The following is a 24567-nucleotide window of genomic DNA, read 5'->3' on the forward strand; positions in this document are numbered from 1 at the left end:
ATGAGGATTTCGCGCAAGATCGCCACGGGGGCGATTTCCCTTCTTTCCTTTGCAGCAATCGCTGCGGGCGCCGCTCCTGCGAGTGCGAGCCAGACAGTTGCGCCCGCGCCGACCACCCAGGGTGCGAAGGGCGGCTGCATGCCGGGTTGGAAGAATGCAGGGTCGATCCCGGGGAAATGGAGCACGATCAACGATCGCTGTCCCCACTTCGGTTCCAAGGGCATGAAGATGGGCTACGCCTGGAAGGTCTACAAGGGCAGCAGCATCTGTGTGCAGGTCAAGGGCTTCAATGCCAAGGGGAAGAAGACCTGGTACAACGCCGGCTGCGGGAAGAGCGGCCAGATAAAGGTGCCGTGGGGCAACGTTGCCGACACCAAGGAGATGAAGGTCAAGGGGGCAGCCCTCTTGCGGTGGTACTGACGGGGGCAGGGTGGGAAGGGGCGGGGCCTCTCCGCCCTCACCATCTGAGCTAGGCCCTGATGCGAGCACTGGCTCGGCACTGCATGGTTGGGACGGGCTGATCTCCGGCCCAACGGCACACGAGGGCCGTTGTCACGCAGGCACAGGACGGGCACCCGGGAACAACCGGGTGCCCGTCCCGCGTTGTCAGGACTCTCACGGTCCCCGGGGGAGGACCGGCCGCGGGGTCGATACGATGGCCTTTCCGGGTACCCGGATCCGCACGAGGAGCGCTCTTGCCAGACGAGGCCCAGCCAGTCGCCGCCCCGCAGCCCGACAAGCCCGCGGCGGCCTCAGCCACGCCCGGGAAGAAGCAGCCCGCGGACAAGCCGAAGCCCCCGGCCCCCGAGCCCGGACCGGGCCCTGCCCGGGCGGGAGCCGCGGCACCCGGGGCCGCGGCCGCTTCGCCCGCACAGCCGGCCGCACCCGTCTCCCCGGCGGCGTCCGCCCCGAAGCCGCCCGCCAAGCCCGCGGCCAGGCCGGTCCCGCCGAGCGCCCCCACGACCCGCTCCGGCGGCTCGTCCAACCGGGTGAGGGCCAGGCTGGCCCGTCTCGGCGTGCAGCGCTCCAGCCCGTACAACCCGGTGCTCGAACCGCTGCTGCGCATCGTCCGGAGCAACGACACCAAGATCGAGACGGCCACGCTGCGCCAGATCGAGCGGGCCTACCAGGTCGCCGAGCGCTGGCACCGCGGCCAGAAGCGCAAGAGCGGCGACCCGTACATCACCCATCCGCTCGCGGTGACGACGATCCTCGCCGAGCTGGGCATGGACCCGGCGACGCTGATGGCCGGACTGCTGCACGACACCGTCGAGGACACCGAGTACGGCCTGGACACCCTGCGCCGCGACTTCGGCGACCAGGTCGCCCTGCTCGTCGACGGCGTCACCAAGCTGGACAAGGTCAAGTTCGGCGAGGCCGCCCAGGCCGAGACCGTGCGCAAGATGGTCGTCGCCATGGCCAAGGACCCCCGGGTCCTGGTCATCAAGCTCGCCGACCGGCTGCACAACATGCGCACCATGCGCTATCTCAAGCGGGAGAAGCAGGAGAAGAAGGCCCGCGAGACGCTTGAGATCTACGCCCCGCTGGCGCACCGCCTGGGCATGAACACCATCAAGTGGGAGCTGGAGGACCTCGCCTTCGCGATCCTCTACCCCAAGATGTACGACGAGATCGTCCGTCTCGTCGCCGAACGGGCCCCCAAGCGCGACGAATACCTCGCCATAGTGACCGACGAGGTCCAGGCCGACCTGCGCGCCGCCCGGATCAAGGCCACCGTCACCGGGCGGCCGAAGCACTACTACAGCGTCTACCAGAAGATGATCGTGCGGGGCAGGGACTTCGCCGAGATCTACGACCTGGTGGGCATCCGGGTCCTCGTCGACACCGTCCGCGACTGCTACGCGGCGCTCGGTACCGTCCACGCGCGATGGAATCCGGTCCCCGGCCGGTTCAAGGACTACATCGCGATGCCCAAGTTCAACATGTACCAGTCGCTGCACACCACGGTGATCGGTCCCAGCGGCAAGCCCGTCGAGCTGCAGATCCGCACCTTCGACATGCACCGCCGCGCCGAGTACGGCATCGCCGCGCACTGGAAGTACAAGCAGGAGGCCGTCGCGGGCGCCTCCAAGGTGCGTACCGACGTCCCCAAGAACACGGGCGGCGGCCGGAGCCAGGACACCGTCAACGACATGGCATGGCTGCGCCAGCTCCTGGACTGGCAGAAGGAGACCGAGGACCCCGGCGAGTTCCTGGAGTCGCTGCGCTTCGACCTCTCCCGCAACGAGGTCTTCGTCTTCACGCCCAAGGGCGACGTCATAGCGCTGCCCGCGGGTGCGACCCCGGTCGACTTCGCGTACGCGGTGCACACGGAGGTCGGCCACCGGACCATAGGAGCACGGGTCAACGGGCGGCTCGTACCGCTCGAATCGACGCTCGACAACGGCGACCTGGTGGAGGTCTTCACCTCCAAGGCGGCCGGCGCCGGTCCCTCCCGGGACTGGCTGGGCTTCGTCAAGTCGCCCCGTGCCCGCAACAAGATCCGGGCCTGGTTCTCCAAGGAGCGCCGCGACGAGGCGATCGAGCAGGGCAAGGACGCCATCGCGCGCGCCATGCGCAAGCAGAACCTGCCGATCCAGCGCATCCTGACCGGCGACTCCCTGGTCACCCTCGCCCACGAGATGCGCTACCCCGACATCTCGTCGCTGTACGCGGCGATCGGCGAGGGCCATGTCGCCGCCGCCGGTGTCGTGCAGAAGCTGGTCCAGGCGCTCGGCGGCGAGGACGAGGCCAACGAGGACATCGCCGAGAGCTCGCCGCCCTCGCGCAGCCGCAACAAGCGCCGTTCCAACGCCGATCCGGGCGTGGTCGTCAAGGGCGTCGAGGACGTCTGGGTCAAACTGGCCCGCTGCTGCACGCCCGTCCCCGGCGATCCGATCATCGGCTTCGTCACCCGGGGCAGCGGCGTCTCCGTGCACCGCGCCGACTGCGTCAACGTCGACTCGCTGTCGCAGCAGCCGGAACGGATCCTGGAGGTCGAGTGGGCGCCGACCCAGTCCTCGGTCTTCCTGGTCGCCATCCAGGTCGAGGCCCTCGACCGGTCCCGGCTGCTCTCGGACGTCACCCGCGTCCTGTCCGACCAGCACGTCAACATCCTGTCGGCGGCCGTGCAGACCTCCCGGGACCGGGTGGCCACCTCGCGCTTCACCTTCGAGATGGGCGACCCGAAGCACCTCGGCCACGTACTGAAGGCGGTACGGGGCGTGGAGGGCGTCTACGACGTGTACCGGGTGACCTCGGCCCGCAGGCCGTAGCGGCCGCGCAGCAGGAGGGCCCCGGTACGCGGAACGTACCGGGGCCCTCCTCTTCGTCCGGGCGGGATCAGCCGCCGAACTCCTCAAGCCCCTTCAGAGCCTGGTCCAGCAGCGCCTGCCGGCCCTCCAGCTCCTTGGCCAGCTTGTCGGCGCGGGCGTTGTTGCCCGAGGCGCGGGCCGTGTCGATCTGCGAACGCAGCTTGTCCACGGCAGCCTGGAGCTGACCGGTCAGACCCGCGGCACGCGCACGCGCCTCCGGGTTCGTCCGCCGCCACTCCGACTCCTCGGCCTCCTGGAGCGCCCGCTCCACCGCGTGCATCCGCCCCTCGACCTTCGGGCGGGCGTCGCGCGGTACGTGGCCGACGGCCTCCCAGCGCTCGTTGATGGCCCGGAACGCGGCCCTGGCCGCCTTCAGGTCCTTCACCGGCACCAGACGCTCGGCCTCGACCGCGAGCTCCTCCTTCAGCTTGAGGTTCTCGCCCTGCTCCGCGTCCCGCTCGGCGAAGACCTCGCCGCGGGCGGCGAAGAAGACGTCCTGGGCACCGCGGAAGCGGTTCCACAGATCGTCCTCGGCCTCGCGCTGGGCGCGGCCCGCCGCCTTCCACTCCGTCATCAGGTCGCGGTAGCGGGCGGCCGTGGCCCCCCAGTCGGTGGAGCCGGAGAGCGACTCCGCCTCGACGACCAGCTTCTCCTTGGCCTTGCGGGCCTCCTCGCGCTGGGCGTCCAGCGACGCGAAGTGGGCCTTGCGGCGCTTGGAGAACGCCGAGCGGGCATGCGAGAAGCGGTGCCACAGCTCGTCGTCGGACTTGCGGTCGAGCCTCGGCAGGCCCTTCCACGTGTCGACCAGCGCACGGAGCCGCTCGCCCGCGGAGCGCCACTGCTCGCTCTGCGCCAGCTCCTCGGCCTCGACGACCAGGGCCTCCTTGGCGTGCTTCGCCTCGTCGGTCTGCTTCGCCTTCTGGGCCTTGCGCTCCTCGCGCCGCGAGTCGACCGTCGCGACGAGCGCGTCGAGCCGCTTGCGCAGCGCGTCGAGGTCACCGACGGCGTGATGCTCGTCCACCTGCAGACGCAGATGCTCGATGGCGGTCGTCGCGTCCTTCGCCGACAGATCGGTGGTCTTCACCCGCCGTTCGAGGAGGCCGATCTCGACCACAATGCCCTCGTACTTGCGCTCGAAGTAGGCCAGAGCCTCCTCGGGGGAACCCGCCTGCCACGATCCGACGACCTGCTCGCCGTCGGCTGTCCGCACGTACACGGTGCCGGTCTCATCGACACGGCCCCACGGGTCGCTGCTCACAGCGCCTCCTCCACCTGATGCCCGCGAGGGGGTTCGCCCCCCTGGCATCGTCCACAGTTTCCTGGGGCGGGCAGCGCCCGCCCTGCACAACGCCAATCTAGGCGACCGGCCGCCCGGCTGTCCGCACTCAGCGCGGCCGAAAAAAATCCGTCCCGCGCCCGTCGGCACCGGCCGGACCGGTCCGGCCGCCCCAGCCGGTCACGACTTGGCGACGGCCGCCTTCGAGATGTCCACGGCCTTCTTCGGCGCACCGTCGGCCGTGCCACCTGCCACGCCCGCCGCGCCGATGTCCTTGACGGCCTTCAGCGAGGCCTCGTCCATCGTGCCGAACGGGGTGTAGGTGGGCGGCAGTTTGCTGTCCTTGTACACCAGGAAGAACTGGCTGCCGCCGCTGTGCGGCTGGCCGGTGTTCGCCATCGCCACCGTGCCCGCCGGGTAGGTGACCGTGCCGTCCGCGCCGGCCTTGCCCAGCGCGGTCAGGTTCTCGTCCGGGATCGTGTAGCCGGGACCGCCGGTGCCGTCGCCCTTGGGGTCGCCGCACTGGAGGACGAAGATGCCCTGAGTGGTCAGACGGTGACACTTCGTACCGTCGAAGTAGCCCTTGTCGGCCAGCGACTTGAAGGAGTTCGTGGTGTGCGGGGTCTTCGCCGCCTTCATCGCGAACGCGATGTCGCCCTGGCTCGTCTTGAGCGAGAACGTGTACTCGGCCTTCTTGCCGATCTTCATCGCGGGCTCGGGCGCGCTGCTCTCCTTCGGCTCCGGCGACGCGCTGGCCGACGGGCTCGCACTCGCGGCCGCGTCCGCCTTGTCCTTCTTGTCGTCGTCGCCGAGGGCGAGATAGGAACCCACCCCGATGACCGCCACCACGGCCACGGCGGACGCGATGACGACCGTCAGCCGCCTCGTCCTGCGGCGGGCCTCCTCCCGGCGCTGCTGCTGCCGCTCGAACTTCTCCCTGGCGAGCTGCCGCCGCCGCTGATCGCTGCTGACCACCGGGTGATCTCCTTGTAGGTCGTGGGATGAGGCCCTGGCTGCCCCGTACCGTATATGGGTTAGCTGTGGAATGAGGAGCGCCGGTAGGCTCTGAACTGCCGCGACCTTCTCAGTCGCAATCCGCCGTCGGACGACCATTAAGGACGATCGTGCTCATTGCCGGGTTCCCCGCAGGGGCCTGGGGGACCAACTGTTATCTGGTCGCCCCGGCCGCAGGCGAGGAGTGCGTGATCATCGACCCGGGCCACCAGGCCGCGGCCGGAGTCGAGGAAGCACTGAAGAAGCATCGGCTGAAGCCCGTCGCCGTCGTACTGACCCACGGCCACATCGACCACGTCGCCTCGGTCGTCCCGGTGTGCGGCGCGCACGACGTCCCCGCCTGGATCCACCCGGAGGACCGGTACATGATGAGCGACCCGGAGAAGGCCCTCGGCCGCTCCATCGGGATGCCGCTCATGGGCGAGCTGACGATCGGGGAGCCGGACGACGTCAAGGAGCTGAGCGACGGTGCCCTGCTGAAGCTGGCCGGTCTGGAGTTCGGTGTCGCGCATGCGCCCGGCCATACCAAGGGGTCGGTGACGTTCAGGATGCCCGAGGCCGCGGACGTTCCGCAGATCCTCTTCTCGGGCGACCTGCTCTTCGCCGGCTCCGTCGGACGCACCGACCTGCCCGGCGGCGACCACGCCGAGCTGCTCGAGTCGCTGGCCCGCGTGTGCCTGCCGCTCGACGACTCGACCGTGGTGCTGTCCGGCCACGGACCCCAGACGACCATCGGCCGTGAGCGCGCCTCGAATCCGTATCTGCACGGTATGGACGCGCCCCGACGAGGAATGTGACGAGAGAAATCCCGTGAGCACTTTCAACGCCCCCAAGGGCACGTACGACCTGACCCCGCCCGACTCCGCGAAGTACCTGGCGGTGCGCGAGGCGATCTCCGCCCCCCTGAAGAACTCCGGCTACGGCTACATCGAGACGCCCGGCTTCGAGGACGTCGCCCTGTTCTCCCGCGGTGTCGGCGAGTCCACCGACATCGTGACCAAGGAGATGTACACCCTCACCACCAAGGGCGGCTCCCAGCTGGCGCTGCGCCCCGAGGGCACCGCCTCGGTGCTCCGCGCAGCGCTGGAGGCCAACCTCCACAAGCTCGGCAACCTGCCGGTGAAGCTCTGGTACTCCGGCTCGTACTACCGCTACGAGCGCCCGCAGAAGGGCCGCTACCGCCACTTCTCGCAGGTCGGTGCCGAGGCGATCGGTGCCGAGGACCCGGCGCTCGACGCCGAGCTGATCATCCTGGCCGACCAGGCGTACCGCGCCCTGGGCCTGCGGAACTTCCGCATCCTGCTCAACTCGCTGGGCGACAAGGAGTGCCGCCCCGTCTACCGGGACGCGCTCCAGGGCTTCCTGCGCGAGCTCGACCTGGACGAGGAGACCCGCCGCCGCATCGAGATCAACCCGCTGAGGGTCCTCGACGACAAGCGGCCCGAGGTGCAGAAGCAGCTGACCGGCGCCCCGGTGCTGCGCGACTATCTCTGCGACGCCTGCAAGGCGTACCACGAGGAGGTGCGCGACCTGCTCTCGGCGGCGGGCGTGGTGTACGAGGACGACGAGAAGCTCGTCCGCGGCCTCGACTACTACACCCGCACCACCTTCGAGTTCGTCCACGACGGACTCGGTTCGCAGTCCGCGGTGGGCGGCGGCGGCCGCTACGACGGCCTGTCCGAGATGATCGGCGGACCGGCGCTCCCGTCGGTCGGCTGGGCGCTCGGCGTGGACCGCACGGTGCTCGCGCTGGAGGCGGAGGGCGTCGAGCTCGAACTGCCCGCCACCACCAGCGTCTTCGCGGTGCCGCTCGGCGAGGAGGCCCGCCGGGTGCTCTTCGGGGTCGTCACGCAGCTGCGCCGCGAGGGTGTGGCGGCGGACTTCGCGTACGGGAACCGGGGCCTCAAGGGCGCGATGAAGAGCGCGAACCGGTCGGGGGCCCGCTTCACGATCGTCGCGGGCGAGCGTGACCTGGCCGAGGGCGCGGTCCAGCTCAAGGACATGGAGTCCGGTGAGCAGACGGCCGTGCCGCTGTCCGACGTGGTCGGGGCGGTCCGCGAGCGCCTGGCCTGAGACGCGGTCGGGGTGGCCGGCGGCACGATCCGCCGGCCACCCCGAAGCCACGCGCGCCGGGGCGTGCGTACCCCCGGGCGGCTCTCGCGCCGGGGCCGTGCGCACCCCGGCCGGCCCTCGCGCCGGTCCTTCCGCCGGAAGGCCGGCAGGCACGGCACCGGCCCGCCGACGCACCGGGCGCCGGGGACCGGCGCGACCTTCCCGTACTCCCGGCCTGTTCGACGCCGGCCGCCGGCGGCCCCGGGCAGTGGCGGCCGATGCGCGCCGCCGTCCCGCGTACCGTCAACCCGGCGACCGCGGATTCATCCTGCCGGGCGATGCCGACCTGGGAACCTCAGCGACGGTCGGCGCGGGCCGGGTCGAGGCCGAGCACCGCGGCGGTCCCTCCGTCGCGGCTGCGACGACCCGGCAGGATCCCCACCGCCGTGTTCCTCCCGGCTCCGTTCGGCCCGAGGATCCCGAACACCCCCGCCCGGCCGGGATCTCCAGGTCCGGGCCCTCGACGGCGGTCGGTCCGCCGCAGCGCCTCCTCGGGCGGCGTACCTCCACCGCGAGCTCGGTCACGGCACGGAGCCGCTCGCGGACCCCTGAGTTCCGCGCCGGTCGTGCGTAGACCTTCGGGCACACCTTTATGTCCATCGAACAGAAGACCTGTGCCGTGGTACGGCACAATGACCGTGCCCAGCAGGCCACTCACTGATGGAACGGCGATATGACGACAGCAGCGGTTGACCATCCCTCCTCCGAACAGGACGAGGACGGCGGGAAGAGGACCATCGGCGGCGGTCGGGCGCTCGCACTGCTGCTGGTGATCACGGGTGCTGCCGGACTCCTGGCCGCCTGGGTCATCACGATCGACAAGTTCAAGTTGCTGGAGGACCCCAACTTCACACCGGGGTGCAGCCTCAACCCGGTCGTCGCGTGCGGCAACATCATGAAGAGCGAGCAGGCGGCGGCCTTCGGGTTCCCGAACCCGATGCTCGGCATGGCCACCTACCCCGTGATCATCGGCATCGGGCTGGCGCTGCTCGCGGGCGCCCGCTTCCGCAGCTGGTACTGGCTCGGGATGAACGCCGGCACGCTGTTCGGCGTCGGCTTCTGCACCTGGCTCCAGTACCAGTCGCTCTACAACATCAACTCGCTCTGCCTCTGGTGCTGCCTGGCCTGGGTCGCGACGATCTTCATGTTCTGCTACATCACCACGCACAACATCAAGCACCGGATCATCCCCGCGCCGAACTGGCTGCGCAACGGCCTGACGGAGTTCCACTGGGTGCCGCCGGTCCTGTGGGTCGGCATCATCGGCATGCTGATCCTGACCCGCTGGTGGGACTTCTGGACCAGCTGACCGGCCCTTCGTCCCTCCCGGGCCACCGGCCCGGCAGGGATGTCGGTCCCGTGGCATAGGCTTTCGAACGTGGAGCCCGACCTCTTTACCGCAGCTGCCGAAGACCGCCAGGAGAAGGACCCGTCCAGCAGCCCACTGGCTGTCCGGATGCGCCCCCGCACCCTCGACGAGGTCGTCGGCCAGCAGCATCTGCTCAAGCCGGGCTCGCCGCTGCGCCGCCTGGTCGGCGACGGGAGCGGCGGGCCGGCCGGCCCGTCCTCGGTGATCCTCTGGGGCCCTCCCGGCATCGGGAAGACGACTCTGGCGTACGTGGTCAGCAAGGCCACCAACAAGCGCTTCGTCGAGCTCTCCGCGATCACCGCGGGTGTCAAGGAGGTGCGCGCCGTCATCGAGGGCGCCCGCCGTGCCACCGGCGGCTACGGCAAGGAGACCGTCCTCTTCCTCGACGAGATCCACCGCTTCTCCAAGGCGCAGCAGGACTCCCTGCTGCCGGCGGTGGAGAACCGCTGGGTGACGCTGATCGCGGCGACCACCGAGAATCCGTACTTCTCGATCATCTCGCCGCTGCTGTCCCGTTCGCTGCTGCTCACCCTGGAATCGCTCACCGACGACGATCTGAGCGGCCTGCTGCGGCGCGCCCTGGCCGACGAGCGCGGGCTGGGCGGCGCGGTGTCCCTGCCCGAGGACGCCGAGGCGCATCTGCTGCGGATCGCGGGTGGCGACGCCCGCCGGGCGCTGACCGCGCTGGAGGCCGCGGCCGGTGCCGCGCTGTCCAAGCAGGAGAAGGAGATCAGCCTCCTGACCCTGGAGGAGACCGTCGACCGCGCGGCCGTCAAGTACGACCGGGACGGCGACCAGCACTACGACGTGGCGAGCGCGCTCATCAAGTCGATCCGCGGCTCCGACGTGGACGCCGCCCTGCACTACCTGGCCCGGATGATCGAGGCGGGGGAGGACCCCCGGTTCATCGCCAGGCGGCTGATGATCTCGGCCAGCGAGGACATCGGCCTCGCCGACCCCACGGCGCTGCCCACCGCCGTCGCGGCCGCCCAGGCGGTCGCCATGATCGGTTTCCCGGAGGCGGCGCTCACCCTCAGCCATGCCACGATCGCGCTGGCCCTGGCCCCCAAGTCCAACGCGGCGACGCTGGCGATCTCCGCCGCCCAGGAGGACGTGCGCAAGGGTCTCGCGGGTCCTGTTCCGGCCCATCTGCGCGACGGCCACTACAAGGGCGCAGCCAAGCTGGGCCATGCCCAGGGATATGTGTATCCGCACGATGTTCCCGGCGGCATCGCCACCCAGCAGTACGCCCCGGACGCCGTGCGCGACAAGCACTACTACCGGCCCACGCGGTACGGCGCGGAGGCGCGCTACGCGGATGTGGTGGAGCGGGTCCGCGAGCGGCTCGGCCGCACGGCCGGTGACGACACCGGCCCGTCGGCGGGCTGAGGGGGCGCGGGGCGGCGCTCCCGCTCAGCGCGCCGCCGCCTCGAAGAGCGTGTACATCGCGTCGCGCAGTTCATCGACGTCCCGCACCGGAGCGGGGAATTCGAAGCGGGCGTCGTAGCACTGCCCCCGGTCGTCGCAGAGCCGCAGCCGCAGCCCGTGCCGGTCCAGTGTGAGTGGCACGACGGACGGCCGATGGGCGGCGCAGCGGCCCCGTGTCCGTTCGCCCAGCAGTCCGCACAGCGTCGCCAGCTGCTCGCCGTGCGCCGAGTGCAGGTGCTGCAGCAGCTCGGCCTCGTACTCGATCAGCGGATCGGGGGCCGCGTCCCGGAACTCCTCCGGTTCGACCTCCTCGGCGCCCCACAGGTCGTCGACGTACGCCTCGCCCGTCTCCAGCCTGAGCGTCATCCGGCCGGGCCCCGAGAGGCCGGGTACGGTGGTGAGCCGGCCGGAGACCCACGCGCGGCCGCGGATGCGGTGCGGGACGGAGACCGGGGCGACGTCCGTGAACTCCAGCACAGCCGTCAGCTCGTCGTCCTCGGCGTGCGTCGCGGTCCGTACGGCCGGGGAATCGGCGGGGAGTTCGAGGAACAGATCCCCGTCGGGACCGACGTTCTGGGTGAGTGGCATCAGCTGGTCCCAGGCCGCCGTGTCCACCCCGGGGATGAGCAGCGCCGACGAGCAGGTACTCTGTACGAGAGTTCGTGTGCGCTCGGCTGCTGACGGCATCCGAGTGTTTTCAAGCCCGCCGGGACGCGGCTGACCACGATCTGATCGGTCCTCCGTCGTATCGGCACCCCGAGGGGTGTCGACGCTGTCAGTGCTGTCCGTGATGTGACTGGTGTTCCCCGGGCGAGACATGCGATCTCCTTAAGTAAGGTGAGCCTAACCTAACCTACAACGGAGGTCTGGAGAACGTGCCTAACCAGTCGCGTCCCAAGGTCAAGAAGAGCCGCGCGCTCGGCATTGCGCTGACGCCGAAGGCTGTCAAGTACTTCGAGGCCCGCCCCTACCCGCCGGGCGAGCACGGCCGTGGTCGCAAGCAGAACTCGGACTACAAGGTCCGTCTGCTGGAGAAGCAGCGCCTGCGTGCGCAGTACGACATCAGCGAGCGCCAGATGGCGCGCGCCTACGACCGCGCCAAGAAGGCCGAGGGCAAGACGGGCGAGGCGCTGGTCGTCGAGCTCGAGCGCCGTCTCGACGCCCTCGTCCTGCGTTCGGGTATCGCCAAGACGATCTACCAGGCCCGCCAGATGGTCGTCCACGGCCACATCGAGGTCAACGGTGGCAAGGTCGACAAGCCGTCGTTCCGTGTCCGTCCCGACGACATCGTGATGGTCCGCGAGCGCAGCCGCGACAAGCACCCCTTCCAGGTGGCCCGCGAGGGTGGTTACGACACCGACGGTGAGACCCCGCGCTACCTGCAGGTGAACCTGAAGGCCCTGGCCTTCCGCCTTGACCGGGACCCGAACCGCAAGGAAATCCCGGTGATCTGCGACGAGCAGCTCGTCGTCGAGTACTACGCCCGCTGATCCAGGCGTAGTCGCTCTCACCAGCGCTCGGGCCCGCCCCTCCCCGCAGTACGGGAGGCGGCGGGCCTGAGCGTTTTCCCGGGGCCGGGCAGTGTCCCGGGCAGCCGCCCCGGAGCCTCCCGGTGCCCCGCGGGGCCGCTCGCCAGAGCTCTGGCCACCGCGCTGTCCGGATCCAGCTGCCCGCCCGTGCGCAGCCCCGCCTCGTAACGGTCGTCGCCCAGCTCCCGGCGGGCCAGTTCCTCGCAGCGCACCCGGGGCTGCCCGTAGTGCGCCGACCCGAACAGCGGCAGCCCCACCGACGGCCAGATCCGGTCGGCGGCCCCCTGGAGCACCGCCGCCTCCGCCGGATCGCCCTCGACGGCCGTGATCAGCGCCAGCAGCTCCAGGGCGAGCACCGAGCCGAGCAGGTCGTGGAAGGCGTGGCTGATCGCCAGCGACTGGCCGAGCAGCTCCCGGGCCCGTTCCGGCCGGCCGCGCTGCAGCGCCACGAAGGCCAGTACGTACAGCGCGTACGACAGGGCCCACCGCTCCCCGTGGTCCTCGCAGATCTCCCGGACCTCTTCGCAGATCGCGGCCGCCCCGTCCGGATCCCCCTGGAAGCCGATCGCCATCGCGAGCTCGATCTGGGCCATCAGCACATTGCTGTTCAGCTCGCCCAGCTCCCGGTAGCGGCGCAGTGCCTCGTCCAGCAGCTCCTGGGCCCGGGCGATGTCGTCGGTGACGAGCGCCAGGCAGCCCGTCCGGTGCACCGCGTACGCGAGCGCGGTGGGGTCACCGGCCTGCTCCGCCTCGTCCCGGCACTCCTGCAGCGCGGCGACCGCGCCGATCGGATCGCCCTGCAGCACGGCGACGTAGCCGAGCACCCACAGCGCCTTCAGCCGCGAGGAGTCGTACGGGGTGTCCTCCTCCAGCACGTGGTCCAGCCAGTGCCGCCCCTCCGACAGCCGGCCGCAGCCCACCCAGAGGAACCACAGGGTGCCCGCCAGATACTGCGCGAGATGGGCCTCGCCCGGGCTCTCCAGCGAATACTCCATCGCCCGCCGCAGATTCGGCAGCTCGCTCTCGACCCGGGTGGCCACCTCGCCCTGGCGCGGGCCGAACCAGTCGAGCTCGCACCAGGTCGCCAGCCCCAGGAACCAGTCCCGGTGGCGGCGGCGCAGCCGGTCGGTGTCATCGGTGGCCGCCAGCCACTCGGCGCCGTACTCCCGCACCGTGTCCAGCATCCGGTAGCGGGTGCCGCGCTCCGAGTCCTCGCGCAGCACGACGGACTGCGCGAGCAGTCCGGAGAGCACGTCGAGCACCGACTCGGCCGGCAGACCGGTGCCGCTGCAGATGTATTCGACGGCCTCCAGGTCGAACTGTCCGGCGAAGACCGACAGCCGGGCCCAGAGCAACCGCTGTTCCGGAGCGCAGAGTTCATGGCTCCAGCCGATCGCCGTCCGCAGCGTCTGGTGGCGCGCCGGCGCGCTGCGGCTCGAACCGGTCAGCAGCCGGAAGCGGTCGTCCAGACGTTGCAGAACCTGGACGGTGGACAGGGCGCGCAGCCGCCCGGCGGCCAGCTCCAGCGCGAGCGGGATTCCGTCCAGGCGGCGGCACAGCTCCCGGGTGGTCGAGCGGTTCTCGTCGGTCAGCTCGAAGTCCGGCCGCACGGCGACGGCCCGCTCGGCGAAGAGCAGCATCGCGTCCTCGTCCGTCATCGGGGGGAGCGGGAAGGTCAGCTCCCCGTCCAGTTCGAGCGGCAGCCGCCCGGCGGCCAGCACCCGCAGGTGCGGGGCCCGGCGCAGCAGTTCGCGTACGAGGTCGGCGCAGGCGTCGACCAGGTGCTCGAAGCCGTCGATCACCAGGAGGAGGCGGCGGTCGGCAAGATGCTCGACGAGGGTGGCGCGGGGCGGTCTGCCGGTGTGGTCGGTGAGCCCCAGGGCGTCGACCAGGGCGTGTTCCAGCAGTTCGGGGTCGTGGATGTCGGAGAGCTCGGCCATCCGGACACCGTCGCAGTACCGTTTCTCCAGTAGTGCGGCGATCCTGGCGGCGCAGCGGGTCTTGCCCACGCCGCCGACGCCGATCACGGTGACGAGCCTGGACTCTTCCAGGAGCTGGGCGAGACGGACGAGTTCGTTCTCCCGGCCGACGAATCTGTTCAGTTCCGCCGGGAGGTTTCCGGGCGCGGTGGGGCCGTTCGGATCGTGGGGGGACGGAACGGAGCGCTGGGGGCGTCGCATGAGACACGCAGAGTACTGGCTTGAAAGCTCTCCGTACAATCTCCTTATGGCAACGCCCACCCTTTCCGGGGGTAATGCGGTATGGGGTGCGACCACCGGCGCGATAGGCTCGGGGGACGACGACCGGCCGCTGCGACGGCCGTCGCCGGAGAGACAGACAGAGACAGCGACAAGCTAGAGAGCGGTGCACTGTGTCCGGTGGAGAGGTGGCCGGGATCCTGGTGGCCGTCTTCTGGGCGATCCTGGTTTCGTTCCTCGCCGTCGTGCTGGTGAGGCTGGCCCAGACGCTCAGGGCGACCACCAAGCTCGTGGCGGACGTGACCGAACAGGCGGTCCCGCTGCTCGCCGACGCCTCCGCGACGGTGCGTTCCGCGCAGACCCAGCTCGACAAGGTCGACGCGATCGCGACGGACGTCCAGGAAGTCACCTCCAACGCCTCCGCGCTCTCCACCACCGTCGCCTCGACCTTCGGCGGCCCGCTCGTCAAGGTCGCCGCGTTCGGCTACGGGGTGCGGCGGGCCATCGGCCGCAGGGCCGACCCCTCACCGGAACCCGCCCGCCGGGCCGTGGTCGTCGGCCGTACCGTGCCGTCGGCGCGCGGCAGGAAGCGCAACGGCAGAAACTCCCGCGGATCGAAGGACTGACGCAGCCATGTTCCGCCGTACGTTCTGGTTCACCGCCGGCGCCGCCGCCGGTGTCTGGGCCACCGCCAAGGTCAACCGGAAGCTCAAGCAGCTCACCCCCGAGAGCCTCGCGGCGCAGGCCGCGGACCGGGCGATCGAGACGGGGCACAGGCTCAAGGACTTCGCCCTGGACGTCCGTGAGTCCATGGCGCGGCGCGAGGCCGAGCTGGGCGAGGCGCTGGGCCTTGAGGCGCCGGTCGATCCGGACCTCCCGGTGCGGCGGCACTACGTCGTCGAGGCGTCCGAGCCCGTCGGCCCCGAAAGGTCCCTCGGGACCACCGAATACCGCAAGCTCCCCTACAAGTCGTACAACCGGAATGAGGACCACTGATGGAGTCGGCTGAAATTCGTCGCCGCTGGCTGAGCTTCTTCGAGGAGCGCGGTCACACCGTCGTCCCTTCGGCGTCGCTCATCGCGGACGACCCGACTCTGCTGCTGGTCCCCGCGGGCATGGTGCCCTTCAAGCCGTACTTCCTCGGCGAGGTCAAGCCGCCCGCCCCGCGCGTCACCAGCGTGCAGAAGTGCGTCCGTACGCCGGACATCGAAGAGGTCGGCAAGACCACCCGGCACGGCACGTTCTTCCAGATGTGCGGCAACTTCTCCTTCGGCGACTACTTCAAGGAAGGCGCCATCGGTTACGCCTGGGAGGCTCTGACGAGCTCCGTGGCGGACGGCGGATTCGGTCTCGACCCCGGGCGGCTGTGGATCACGGTCTACCTCGACGACGACGAGGCCGAGGCCATCTGGCGCGACAAGATCGGTGTGCCGGCCGAGCGCATCCAGCGGCTGGGCAAGAAGGACAACTTCTGGTCCATGGGCGTCCCCGGACCCTGCGGCCCCTGCTCCGAGATCAACTACGACCGCGGTCCCGAGTTCGGCGTCGAGGGCGGCCCGGCCGTCAACGACGAGCGGTACGTGGAGATCTGGAACCTCGTCTTCATGCAGTACGAGCGCGGCGCCGGTGACGGCAAGGAGGACTTCCCGATCCTCGGCGACCTGCCGTCGAAGAACATCGACACGGGTCTGGGCCTGGAACGCCTCGCCATGATCCTGCAGGACGTACAGAACATGTACGAGACCGACACCCTGCGCGTCGTCATGGACCGGGCCACCGAACTGACCGGCGTCCGCTACGGCGCCGACCACGGCTCGGACGTCTCGCTCCGTGTGGTCGCCGACCACGTCCGCACCTCCGTGATGCTCATCGGCGACGGCGTCACGCCGGGCAACGAGGGCCGCGGCTACGTGCTGCGCCGGATCATGCGCCGCGCCATCCGCAACATGCGGCTGCTGGGTGCCACCGGGCCGGTCGTCAAGGACCTGGTCGACGTCGTGATCGAGACGATGGGGCAGCAGTACCCGGAGCTGATCACCGACCGCAAGCGCATCGAGACCGTCGCCCTCGCCGAGGAGGCCGCGTTCCTCAAGGCCCTCAAGGGCGGCACCAACATCCTCGACACCGCCGTCACCGAGACCAAGTCCGCCGGCGGCAAGGTCCTCGCCGGCGACAAGGCGTTCCTGCTCCACGACACCTGGGGCTTCCCGATCGACCTCACCCTGGAGATGGCCGCCGAACAGGGCCTCGCCGTGGACGAGGAGGGCTTCCGCCGCCTGATGAAGGAGCAGCGGGACCGCGCCAAGGCGGACGCCCGCGCCAAGAAGACCGGTCACGCCGACCTGTCCGCCTACCGCGAGGTCGCCGACAGCTCCGGCGCCACCGACTTCACCGGCTACACCTCCACCGAGGGCGAGTCGACCATCGTCGGCCTCCTCGTCGACGGTGTGTCCTCCCCGGCCGCGTCCGAGGGCGACGAGGTCGAGGTCGTCCTCGACCGCACCCCGTTCTACGCCGAGGGCGGCGGCCAGATCGCCGACCAGGGCCGGATCCGGCTCGACACCGGCGCCGTCATCGAGGTCCGCGACGTCCAGAAGCCGGTTCCCGGCGTCCACGTCCACAAGGGTGTCGTCCAGGTCGGCGAGGTCACCGTCGGCGCTCCGGTCCTCGCCTCGATCGACGTCAAGCGCCGCCGTGCCATCGCCCGCGCCCACTCGGCCACGCACCTCACGCACCAGGCCCTGCGCGACGCGCTCGGCCCGACGGCCGCCCAGGCCGGTTCGGAGAACCAGCCCGGCCGCTTCCGCTTCGACTTCGGTTCGCCGAACGCCGTCCCCGGCTCGGTCATGACCGACGTCGAGCAGAAGATCAACGACGTGCTCTCGCGCGAACTCGACGTCCAGGCCGAGGTCATGTCGATCGACGAGGCCAAGAAGCAGGGCGCCATCGCCGAGTTCGGCGAGAAGTACGGCGAGCGGGTCCGGGTCGTCACCATCGGCGACTTCTCCAAGGAGCTCTGCGGCGGTACGCACGTCCACAACACCGCCCAGCTGGGTCTGGTGAAGCTGCTCGGCGAGTCGTCCATCGGTTCCGGTGTGCGGCGCATCGAGGCCCTCGTGGGCGTCGACGCGTACAACTTCCTCGCCAAGGAGCACACGGTCGTCGCCCAGCTCCAGGAGCTGGTCAAGGGCCGTCCCGAGGAGCTCCCGGAGAAGATCGCCGGAATGCTCGGCAAGCTGAAGGACGCCGAGAAGGAGATCGAGAAGTTCCGCGCGGAGAAGGTCCTCCAGGCCGCCGCCGGACTGGCCGAGTCCGCCAAGGACGTACGCGGCGTCGCCCTGGTCACCGGCCAGGTCCCCGACGGCACGACCGCCGACGACCTGCGCAGGCTCGTCCTCGACGTCCGTGGCCGCATCCAGGGCGGCCGACCGGCCGTCGTGGCCCTGTTCACCACGGCCAACGGCCGTCCGCTCACCGTCATCGCCACCAACGAGGCCGCCCGCGAGCGCGGTCTCAAGGCCGGTGACCTGGTCCGTACCGCCGCCAAGACCCTCGGCGGCGGCGGTGGCGGCAAGCCGGACGTCGCCCAGGGCGGCGGCCAGGACCCCGAGGCCATCGGCGCCGCGGTGTCCGCCGTCGAACGCCTCGTCACCGAGACGGCGTGACGACGGGAATGACGCAGATGCGCCGCGGTCGTCGTCTCGCGATCGATGTCGGGGACGCCCGGATCGGGGTCGCCTCGTGCGACCCCGACGGGATCCTCGCCACGCCGGTGGAGACCGTACCGGGACGTGATGTCCCGGCGGCCCACCGGCGGCTCGGGCAGATCGTCGAGGAGTACGAGCCGATCGAGATCATCATCGGCCTGCCGCGGTCCCTCGGCGGCGGTGAGGGGCCCGCCGCCGCCAAGATCCGGGTCTTCGCCCAGGAGGTCGCCCGCTCGGTCGCACCCATTCCGGTGCGCCTGGTGGACGAGAGGATGACCACAGTGACGGCCAGTCAGGGGCTGCGCGCTTCGGGCGTGAAGTCCAAGAAAGGCCGATCCGTCATCGACCAAGCTGCCGCTGTGGTGATCCTTCAGAACGCTCTGGAGTCCGAACGGGCGTCGGGCCGAGCACCCGGCGAAGGCGTCGAAGTGGTTGTCTGATCGCGATACGGTAACGTTCCGCGCGATGCGGCGGTGCTTCGAACAAACACCGCACAGCAAGAGACGGAACGTCGTCTCGCGGCTCTAGGGGATCGATGACTGAGTATGGCCGGGGCCCCGGCTCCGAACCGTGGCATCCCGAGGACCCCTTGTACGGGGACCAGGGATGGGGAGGACAGCAGTCCCCCCACGGCCAGAGCCAGTACGGCGGCCAGCAGCAGCCCTACCCGCACGATCCGTACGCGCAGCAGCAGGACCCGTACGCCCAGCAGCCGCAGGCGCAGGATCCGTACGCGCAGCAGCACTACCAGCAGCAGCAACCCGGCTACGGAGTCCCGCAGGATCCGTATGCGCAGCAGCCGCAGCAGCCGCAGCAGCCGCAGCAGCCCCAGCAGCCGCAGTACGACAACGGCGGCTGGGGCACCGGGCAGCAGCCCGCCGCGATGCCGTACGACGCCCAGCCGGCTGCCGACCCGTACGGCGGACAGGGCGGCTACGGGGAGACGCAGGACTACTACGGCACGCCGGAGGCGTATCCGCCGCCGCAGCCCCCGGGCCGTCGTGAGGCCGCTCCCCAGCAGGCCCCGACGCAGACTCCGGACTGGGACCCCGAGGTCCAGCCGGAGGAGACCCACCCGTTCTTCACGGGCGCCGACGACGAAGGCGACCGCGACGACAACGGCGACGGCAAGGACGACGACCACGACGACGACCCGCGTGAGTCGCGCCGCGGCAGCCGCGGCGGCAACGAGCGCCGGGGCAAGGGCAAGAAGAAGAGCCGCAACGGCTGTGCCTGTCTGGTCGTCTCGCTGGTCCTGGTCGGCGGCCTCGGCGGGGCGGGCTACTTCGGCTACTCGTACTGGAAGGACAAGTTCGGCGCGGCGCCCGACTACGCGGGCAGCGGTTCCGGATCGGTCGAGGTGGAGATCCCCAAGGGAGCCTTCGGCTACGACATCGGCAACATCCTGAAGAAGCAGGGTGTCGTCAAGAGCGTCGACGCGTTCGTCTCCGCGCAGGGCGAGAACCCCAAGGGGAAGTCGATCCAGGCCGGGGTGTATCTCCTCCACTCGAAGATGTCCGCGGCCGAGGCCGTCAAGATGATGGTCGACCCGAAGAGCCAGAACCTTCTGGTGATTCCCGAGGGACGCCGCAACGTCCAGATCTACGAGCTGGTCGACAAGAAGCTGGACCTCAAGGCGGGCACGACCGAGGGCATCGCCAAGTCCGATGCGTCCGACCTCGGTCTGCCGGACTGGGCGAGCAAGAACAAGGACATCAAGGATCCGCTGGAAGGATTCCTCTACCCGGCCGCGTATCCGGTGACGAAGGAGACCAAGCCGGAGGCGATCCTCAAGAAGATGGTCGAGCGGTCCAACGACGAGTACAAGAAGCTCGACCTCGAAGGAACGGCCAAGAAGTACAAGCTGGATGGCCCCTGGCAGGTCCTCACGGTCGCCAGCCTGGTCCAGGCGGAGGGGCTCACGCACGACGACTTCCGCAAGATGGCCGAAGTCGTCTACAACCGCTTGAAGCCCGACAACATCGCCACGAACCGCAAGCTCCAATTCGACTCCGCCTTCAATTACCTCAAGAAGCAGAGCAAGATCAAGATCAGTTCGAACGAGATCCTGACCAACCCGGATCCCTACAACACCTATTACCACGCGGGACTTCCGCCGGGTCCGATCAGCAACCCGGGCGACGAAGCCCTGCGCGCCACGCTCAGCCCCACCAGCGACGGCTGGATGTACTTCATCTCGCTCGACGGCAAGAAGACGGAGTTCACCAAGACGGCCGCCGACCACGACAAGCTCAACGACAAGTTCAAGGAAAAGCATGGCCTCGGCTGATCGGCGCCGTCGGGCAGCCGTCCTCGGTTCGCCCATCGCGCACTCGCTCTCCCCGGTGCTCCACCGGGCCGCGTACGCCGAACTCGGCCTCGACGGCTGGACGTACGACCGGTTCGAGGTCGACGAGGCCGCGCTGCCCGGCTTCGTCCAGGGGCTCGACTCCACCTGGGCCGGGCTCTCGCTGACCATGCCGCTCAAGCGGGCGATCATTCCGCTGCTGGACTCCGTCAGCCGGACCGCGTCTTCGGTGGAGGCCGTCAACACGGTCGTCCTCACCGAGGACGGCCGGCTGACCGGCGACAACACCGACATCCCCGGGATGATCGCCGCGCTGCGCGAACGCGGGGTGGAGAAGACCGGGTCCGCCGCCGTCCTCGGCGCCGGCGCCACCGCCTCGTCCGCGCTCGCCGCACTCGCGCAGATCTGCACGGGACCGGTCACGGCCTATGTCCGCAGTCGCGAGCGCGGTGACGAGATGCGCGGCTGGGGCGAGCGCCTCGGCGTGGACGTCCGGATCGCCGACTGGGCAGAGGCCGAGCAGGCCCTGCGCGCCCCGCTGGTCGTGGCGACCACCCCGGCCGGGGCCACCGACGGGCTGATGGGCGCCGTACCGGAGCGTCCCGGCACGCTCTTCGACGTGCTGTACGAGCCCTGGCCCACCGGGCTCGCGTCCGCCTGGACGGCCCGCGGCGGCCCAGTCATCGGAGGTCTCGACCTCCTGGTGCACCAGGCCGTCCTCCAGGTCGAGCAGATGACGGGGCGCTCACCGGCGCCGCTGGCCGCCATGCGCCGGGCCGGCGAACAGGCGCTGGCCGCCCGCTGACCGTGCTTCCGGCCCGCCGGTCCGTCCGTCTGATGGACCGGCGGCGGGCCGCGGTCCCCGGCCGTGGGAGGATCGGGGGCGGCGGGCCAGGGCCGCGCACCCGGTCGCGCCGTCGCAGTTCCAGGCGCGAGCATGAGGAGCACCGTTGAGCAGGTTGCGCTGGCTGACCGCGGGGGAGTCGCACGGCCCCGCACTCGTGGCGACGCTGGAGGGTCTTCCCGCCGGCGTCCCGATCACCACGGAGATGGTGGCGGACGCACTCGCCCGGCGGCGGCTCGGTTATGGCCGCGGCGCGCGGATGAAGTTCGAGAAGGACGAGGTCACCTTCCTCGGCGGGGTCCGCCACGGCCTCACCATGGGCTCCCCGGTCGCCGTGATGGTGGGCAACACCGAGTGGCCCAAGTGGGAGCAGGTCATGTCGGCCGACCCGGTCGACCCCGCGGTCCTGTCCGAGCTGGCCCGTAACGCCCCGCTGACCCGCCCGAGGCCCGGCCACGCCGACCTCGCGGGCATGCAGAAGTACGGCTTCGACGAGGCCCGGCCGATCCTGGAGCGCGCCAGCGCCCGGGAGACGGCGGCCCGCGTCGCACTCGGCGCCGTCGCCCGGTCCTACCTCAAGGAGACCGCCGGCATCGAGATCGTCAGCCATGTCGTCGAGCTGGCCGCGGCCAAGGCACCCTACGGTGTCCACCCGACGCCCGCCGACGTCGAGAAGCTCGACGCCGACCCGGTGCGCTGCCTGGACGCCGACGCGAGCAAGGAAATGGTCGCCGAGATCGACCAGGCCCACAAGGACGGCGACACCCTCGGCGGCGTCGTCGAGGTGCTGGCGTACGGGGTGCCCGTCGGCCTCGGCTCGCACGTCCACTGGGACCGCCGGCTCGACGCCCGGCTCGCCGCGGCCCTGATGGGCATCCAGGCCATCAAGGGGGTCGAGGTCGGCGACGGCTTCGATCTGGCACGGGTTCCCGGCTCGAAGGCGCACGACGAGATCCTGGTGACCGAGGACGGCATCAAGCGCGCCTCCGGCCGCTCCGGCGGCACCGAGGGCGGTCTGACCACCGGCGAACTGCTCCGGGTCCGGGCCGCGATGAAGCCCATCGCGACCGTGCCGCGCGCACTCGCCACCGTCGACGTCGTCACCGGCGAACCCGCCAAGGCCCACCACCAGCGCTCCGATGTCTGCGCCGTTCCGGCCGCGGGCATCGTCGCCGAGGCGATGGTCGCGCTGGTCCTGGCCGACGCCGTCGCGGAGAAGTTCGGCGGCGACAGCGTCGCCGAGACCCACCGCAACGTGCAGTCGTACCTCGACCACCTCCAGATCCGATGAGCGGCCCGCTGATCGTCCTCGTCGGCCCGATGGGCGTCGGCAAGTCCACGGTCGGTGAGCTGCTCGCCGGCCGGCTGGGCACCGGCTACCGGGACACCGACGCGGACGTCGTGGCCACGGCAGGCAAGCCGATCCCGGAGATCTTCTACGACGAGGGCGAGGAGCACTTCCGCGAGCTGGAGCGGCGCGCGGTGCACACCGCCGTCGCCGAGCACACCGGCGTCCTCTCCCTCGGCGGCGGCGCCGTGCTCGACGCGACGACCCGCGAGCTGCTCGCCGGGCGCCCCGTCGTCTACCTCTCGATGGAGGTGGAGGAGGCCGTCAGGCGGGTCGGCCTGAACACCGCCCGCCCGCTGCTCGCGGTCAACCCGCGGCGGCAGTGGCGGGAGCTGATGGACGCCCGCCGCCACCTGTACACCGAGGTGGCCCGGGTGACCGTCGCCACCGACGAGCGCACCCCCGAAGAGGTCGCCCAGGCGGTCCTCGACGCACTGGAACTGCCGGAGCGCACGGACGACCCCGTCGCGCCCGGCCGGGAGAACACAGCCATGACCGAGCAGGGCCCCACCCGTATCCGGATCGCAGGCAGCGCGGGCACCGACCCGTACGAGGTGCTGGTGGGCAGGCAGCTGCTGGGCGAGCTGCCCACGCTCATCGGCGACCGTGCCAAGCGCGTCGCGGTGCTGCACCCCGAGGCGCTCGCCGAGACCGGTGAGGCGGTCCGCCAGGACCTCGCCGAGCAGGGCTACGAGGCCATCGCGATCCAGCTGCCGAACGCCGAGGAGGCCAAGACCGCCGAGGTCGCGGCGTACTGCTGGAAGGCGCTCGGGCAGACCGGCTTCACCCGCACCGACGTGATCGTCGGCGTCGGCGGCGGCGCCACCACCGACGTGGCGGGCTTCGTCGCGGCGACCTGGCTGCGCGGGGTGCGCTGGATCGCCGTGCCGACCACCGTGCTCGCCATGGTCGACGCGGCCGTCGGCGGCAAGACCGGCATCAACACCGCCGAGGGCAAGAACCTCGTCGGCGCCTTCCACCCGCCGGCCGGGGTGATCTGCGACCTCGCCGCGCTGGACTCGCTGCCCGTGAACGACTACGTCAGCGGCATGGCCGAGATCATCAAGGCCGGCTTCATCGCCGACCCGGCGATCCTCGACCTGATCGAGGCCGACCCCCAGGGCGCCCGCACGCCCACCGGGCCGCACACCGCCGAGCTGATCGAACGCGCCATCAGGGTCAAGGCCGAGGTCGTCTCCAGCGACCTGAAGGAATCCGGGCTGCGCGAGATCCTCAACTACGGACACACCCTGGCCCACGCGATCGAGAAGAACGAACGCTACAAGTGGCGGCACGGCGCGGCGGTCTCGATCGGCATGGTCTTCGCCGCCGAGCTGGGCCGGCTGGCGGGCCGGCTCGACGACGCCACCGCCGACCGGCACCGCGCCGTCCTGGAGTCCGTCGGGCTGCCGCTCACCTACCGCGGCGACCAGTGGCCCAAGCTGCTGGAGAACATGAAGGTCGACAAGAAGTCCCGCGGCGACCTGCTGCGCTTCATCGTCCTGGACGGCCTCGGCAAGCCCACCGTCCTGGAGGGGCCCGATCCGGCCGTGCTGCTGGCCGCCTACGGGGAGGTGTCGGCGTGACCCGCCGGGTGTTCGTCCTCAACGGCCCGAACCTCGGCCGGCTCGGCTCCCGCGAGCCCGACGTCTACGGAGCCACCTCGTACGCCGGACTCGTCGAGACCTGCCGCACCCTCGGCAAGGAACTCGGCTTCGACGTCGACGTCCGCGAGACCAATGACGAGGGGGAACTGATCCGCTGGCTCCACGAGGCCGCGGACGGATCAATTCCGGTCGTTCTCAACCCGGGCGCCTTCACCCACTACTCGTACGGGATGCGGGACGCGGCGGCCCAGCGCACCGCCCCGCTGATCGAGGTGCACATCTCGAACCCGTACGCACGGGAGGAATTCCGCCACAATTCCGTGGTCGCACCGGTGGCCACGGGGACGGTGGCCGGATTCGGTGTCGGCTCCTACCGCCTCGCCCTGCGCGCCCTCGCGGACGAGCTGACCGGCTGACAAACCGATTTCCCGGCCATCCGGGCACCGTCGCGCGTTCCCGGCCGTTGTCCCAGCGGCGGCCGGGAACGGTACGGTTGCCGTTCCATCAGCGCCA

General features: G+C 70.5%; 20 protein-coding genes. 16 read left to right on the top strand and 4 right to left on the bottom strand.

The genetic code is table 11. From position 1 onward, the window contains the following. Complete coding sequence (locus tag AADR41_RS03290) at positions 1-420, top strand: hypothetical protein (protein ID WP_342279842.1); 420 nt, start codon at positions 1-3, stop codon at positions 418-420. A gap of 275 nt (positions 421-695) precedes the next feature. Continuing rightward, entirely contained in the window at positions 696-3275 is a 2580-nt protein-coding gene (locus tag AADR41_RS03295) for a RelA/SpoT family protein (protein ID WP_342279843.1), read from the top strand. 67 nt (positions 3276-3342) lie between these two features. Here the strand turns inward: AADR41_RS03295 and AADR41_RS03300 are convergent, their stop codons facing one another. Together AADR41_RS03300 and AADR41_RS03305 are read right to left on the bottom strand one after the other, a co-directional pair. Next, positions 3343-4572, bottom strand: coding sequence for a DUF349 domain-containing protein (locus AADR41_RS03300; protein ID WP_342279844.1), 1230 nt, complete (start codon positions 4570-4572; stop codon positions 3343-3345). A gap of 198 nt (positions 4573-4770) precedes the next feature. Further along, positions 4771-5565 carry a peptidylprolyl isomerase gene (locus AADR41_RS03305; RefSeq protein WP_342279845.1) on the bottom strand — a complete coding sequence of 265 codons (795 nt, stop codon included), beginning with the start codon at positions 5563-5565 and terminating at the stop codon, positions 4771-4773. A gap of 149 nt (positions 5566-5714) precedes the next feature. On the opposite strand from AADR41_RS03305, the gene AADR41_RS03310 reads away from it, so the two are divergent. From AADR41_RS03310 to AADR41_RS03325, 4 genes are all read left to right on the top strand, one after another. Further along, positions 5715-6401: an MBL fold metallo-hydrolase gene (locus AADR41_RS03310; RefSeq protein ID WP_124718836.1), complete on the top strand. Its 687-nt coding sequence runs from the start codon at positions 5715-5717 to the stop codon at positions 6399-6401. Between the two features lie 13 nt (positions 6402-6414). After that, on the top strand, positions 6415-7677 hold the full coding sequence (gene hisS / locus AADR41_RS03315) for a histidine--tRNA ligase (protein WP_342279846.1): 1263 nt from the start codon (positions 6415-6417) through the stop codon (positions 7675-7677). 712 nt (positions 7678-8389) lie between these two features. Continuing rightward, positions 8390-9025, top strand: coding sequence for a vitamin K epoxide reductase family protein (locus AADR41_RS03320; protein WP_266789311.1), 636 nt, complete (start codon positions 8390-8392; stop codon positions 9023-9025). A gap of 69 nt (positions 9026-9094) precedes the next feature. Continuing rightward, a complete protein-coding gene (locus AADR41_RS03325; protein ID WP_342279847.1) occupies positions 9095-10474 on the top strand; it encodes a replication-associated recombination protein A in 1380 nt (459 codons plus the stop codon). Between the two features lie 24 nt (positions 10475-10498). Here AADR41_RS03325 and AADR41_RS03330 read toward each other — a convergent pair whose 3' ends face one another. Further along, positions 10499-11200: a DUF2470 domain-containing protein gene (locus AADR41_RS03330; protein ID WP_342279848.1), complete on the bottom strand. Its 702-nt coding sequence runs from the start codon at positions 11198-11200 to the stop codon at positions 10499-10501. A gap of 188 nt (positions 11201-11388) precedes the next feature. On the opposite strand from AADR41_RS03330, the gene rpsD reads away from it, so the two are divergent. Next, positions 11389-12003 carry a 30S ribosomal protein S4 gene (gene rpsD / locus AADR41_RS03335; RefSeq protein ID WP_018103888.1) on the top strand — a complete coding sequence of 205 codons (615 nt, stop codon included), beginning with the start codon at positions 11389-11391 and terminating at the stop codon, positions 12001-12003. Positions 12004-12020: 17 nt separating this feature from the next. Here rpsD and AADR41_RS03340 read toward each other — a convergent pair whose 3' ends face one another. Then, on the bottom strand, positions 12021-14222 hold the full coding sequence (locus tag AADR41_RS03340) for an ATP-binding protein (RefSeq protein WP_342279849.1): 2202 nt from the start codon (positions 14220-14222) through the stop codon (positions 12021-12023). A gap of 206 nt (positions 14223-14428) precedes the next feature. On the opposite strand from AADR41_RS03340, the gene AADR41_RS03345 reads away from it, so the two are divergent. From AADR41_RS03345 to aroQ, 9 genes are all read left to right on the top strand, one after another. Beyond that, positions 14429-14866 (top strand): DUF948 domain-containing protein, encoded by a 438-nt coding sequence (locus tag AADR41_RS03345; RefSeq protein WP_342279879.1) that lies wholly within the window; start codon positions 14429-14431, stop codon positions 14864-14866. Positions 14867-14873: 7 nt separating this feature from the next. Further along, a complete protein-coding gene (locus AADR41_RS03350; RefSeq protein WP_342279850.1) occupies positions 14874-15236 on the top strand; it encodes a DUF6167 family protein in 363 nt (120 codons plus the stop codon). Next, positions 15236-17905 (top strand): alanine--tRNA ligase, encoded by a 2670-nt coding sequence (gene alaS / locus AADR41_RS03355; protein WP_342279851.1) that lies wholly within the window; start codon positions 15236-15238, stop codon positions 17903-17905. Before AADR41_RS03350 ends, alaS begins: the two co-directional genes overlap by 1 nt. 8 nt (positions 17906-17913) lie before the next feature. Then, entirely contained in the window at positions 17914-18387 is a 474-nt protein-coding gene (ruvX, locus tag AADR41_RS03360) for a Holliday junction resolvase RuvX (RefSeq protein WP_329202825.1), read from the top strand. Between the two features lie 95 nt (positions 18388-18482). Continuing rightward, positions 18483-20237 (top strand): endolytic transglycosylase MltG, encoded by a 1755-nt coding sequence (mltG, locus tag AADR41_RS03365; RefSeq protein WP_342279852.1) that lies wholly within the window; start codon positions 18483-18485, stop codon positions 20235-20237. Continuing rightward, complete coding sequence (locus tag AADR41_RS03370) at positions 20224-21060, top strand: shikimate dehydrogenase (protein WP_342279853.1); 837 nt, start codon at positions 20224-20226, stop codon at positions 21058-21060. Before mltG ends, AADR41_RS03370 begins: the two co-directional genes overlap by 14 nt. Before the next feature lie 145 nt (positions 21061-21205). Continuing rightward, the gene (gene aroC / locus AADR41_RS03375) at positions 21206-22390 is read left to right on the top strand and encodes a chorismate synthase (RefSeq protein WP_342279854.1); all 1185 of its coding nucleotides are present in this window, start codon (positions 21206-21208) and stop codon (positions 22388-22390) included. Next, entirely contained in the window at positions 22387-24033 is a 1647-nt protein-coding gene (gene aroB, locus AADR41_RS03380; RefSeq protein WP_342279855.1) for a 3-dehydroquinate synthase, read from the top strand. Before aroC ends, aroB begins: the two co-directional genes overlap by 4 nt. After that, positions 24030-24470, top strand: coding sequence for a type II 3-dehydroquinate dehydratase (gene aroQ, locus AADR41_RS03385; protein ID WP_342279856.1), 441 nt, complete (start codon positions 24030-24032; stop codon positions 24468-24470). Before aroB ends, aroQ begins: the two co-directional genes overlap by 4 nt. Positions 24471-24567 lie beyond the last annotated feature (97 nt).

This window comes from Streptomyces sp. CLV115 (assembly GCF_038448545.1).
GTDB classification, from domain to species: Bacteria; Actinomycetota; Actinomycetes; order Streptomycetales; family Streptomycetaceae; genus Streptomyces; species Streptomyces sanglieri.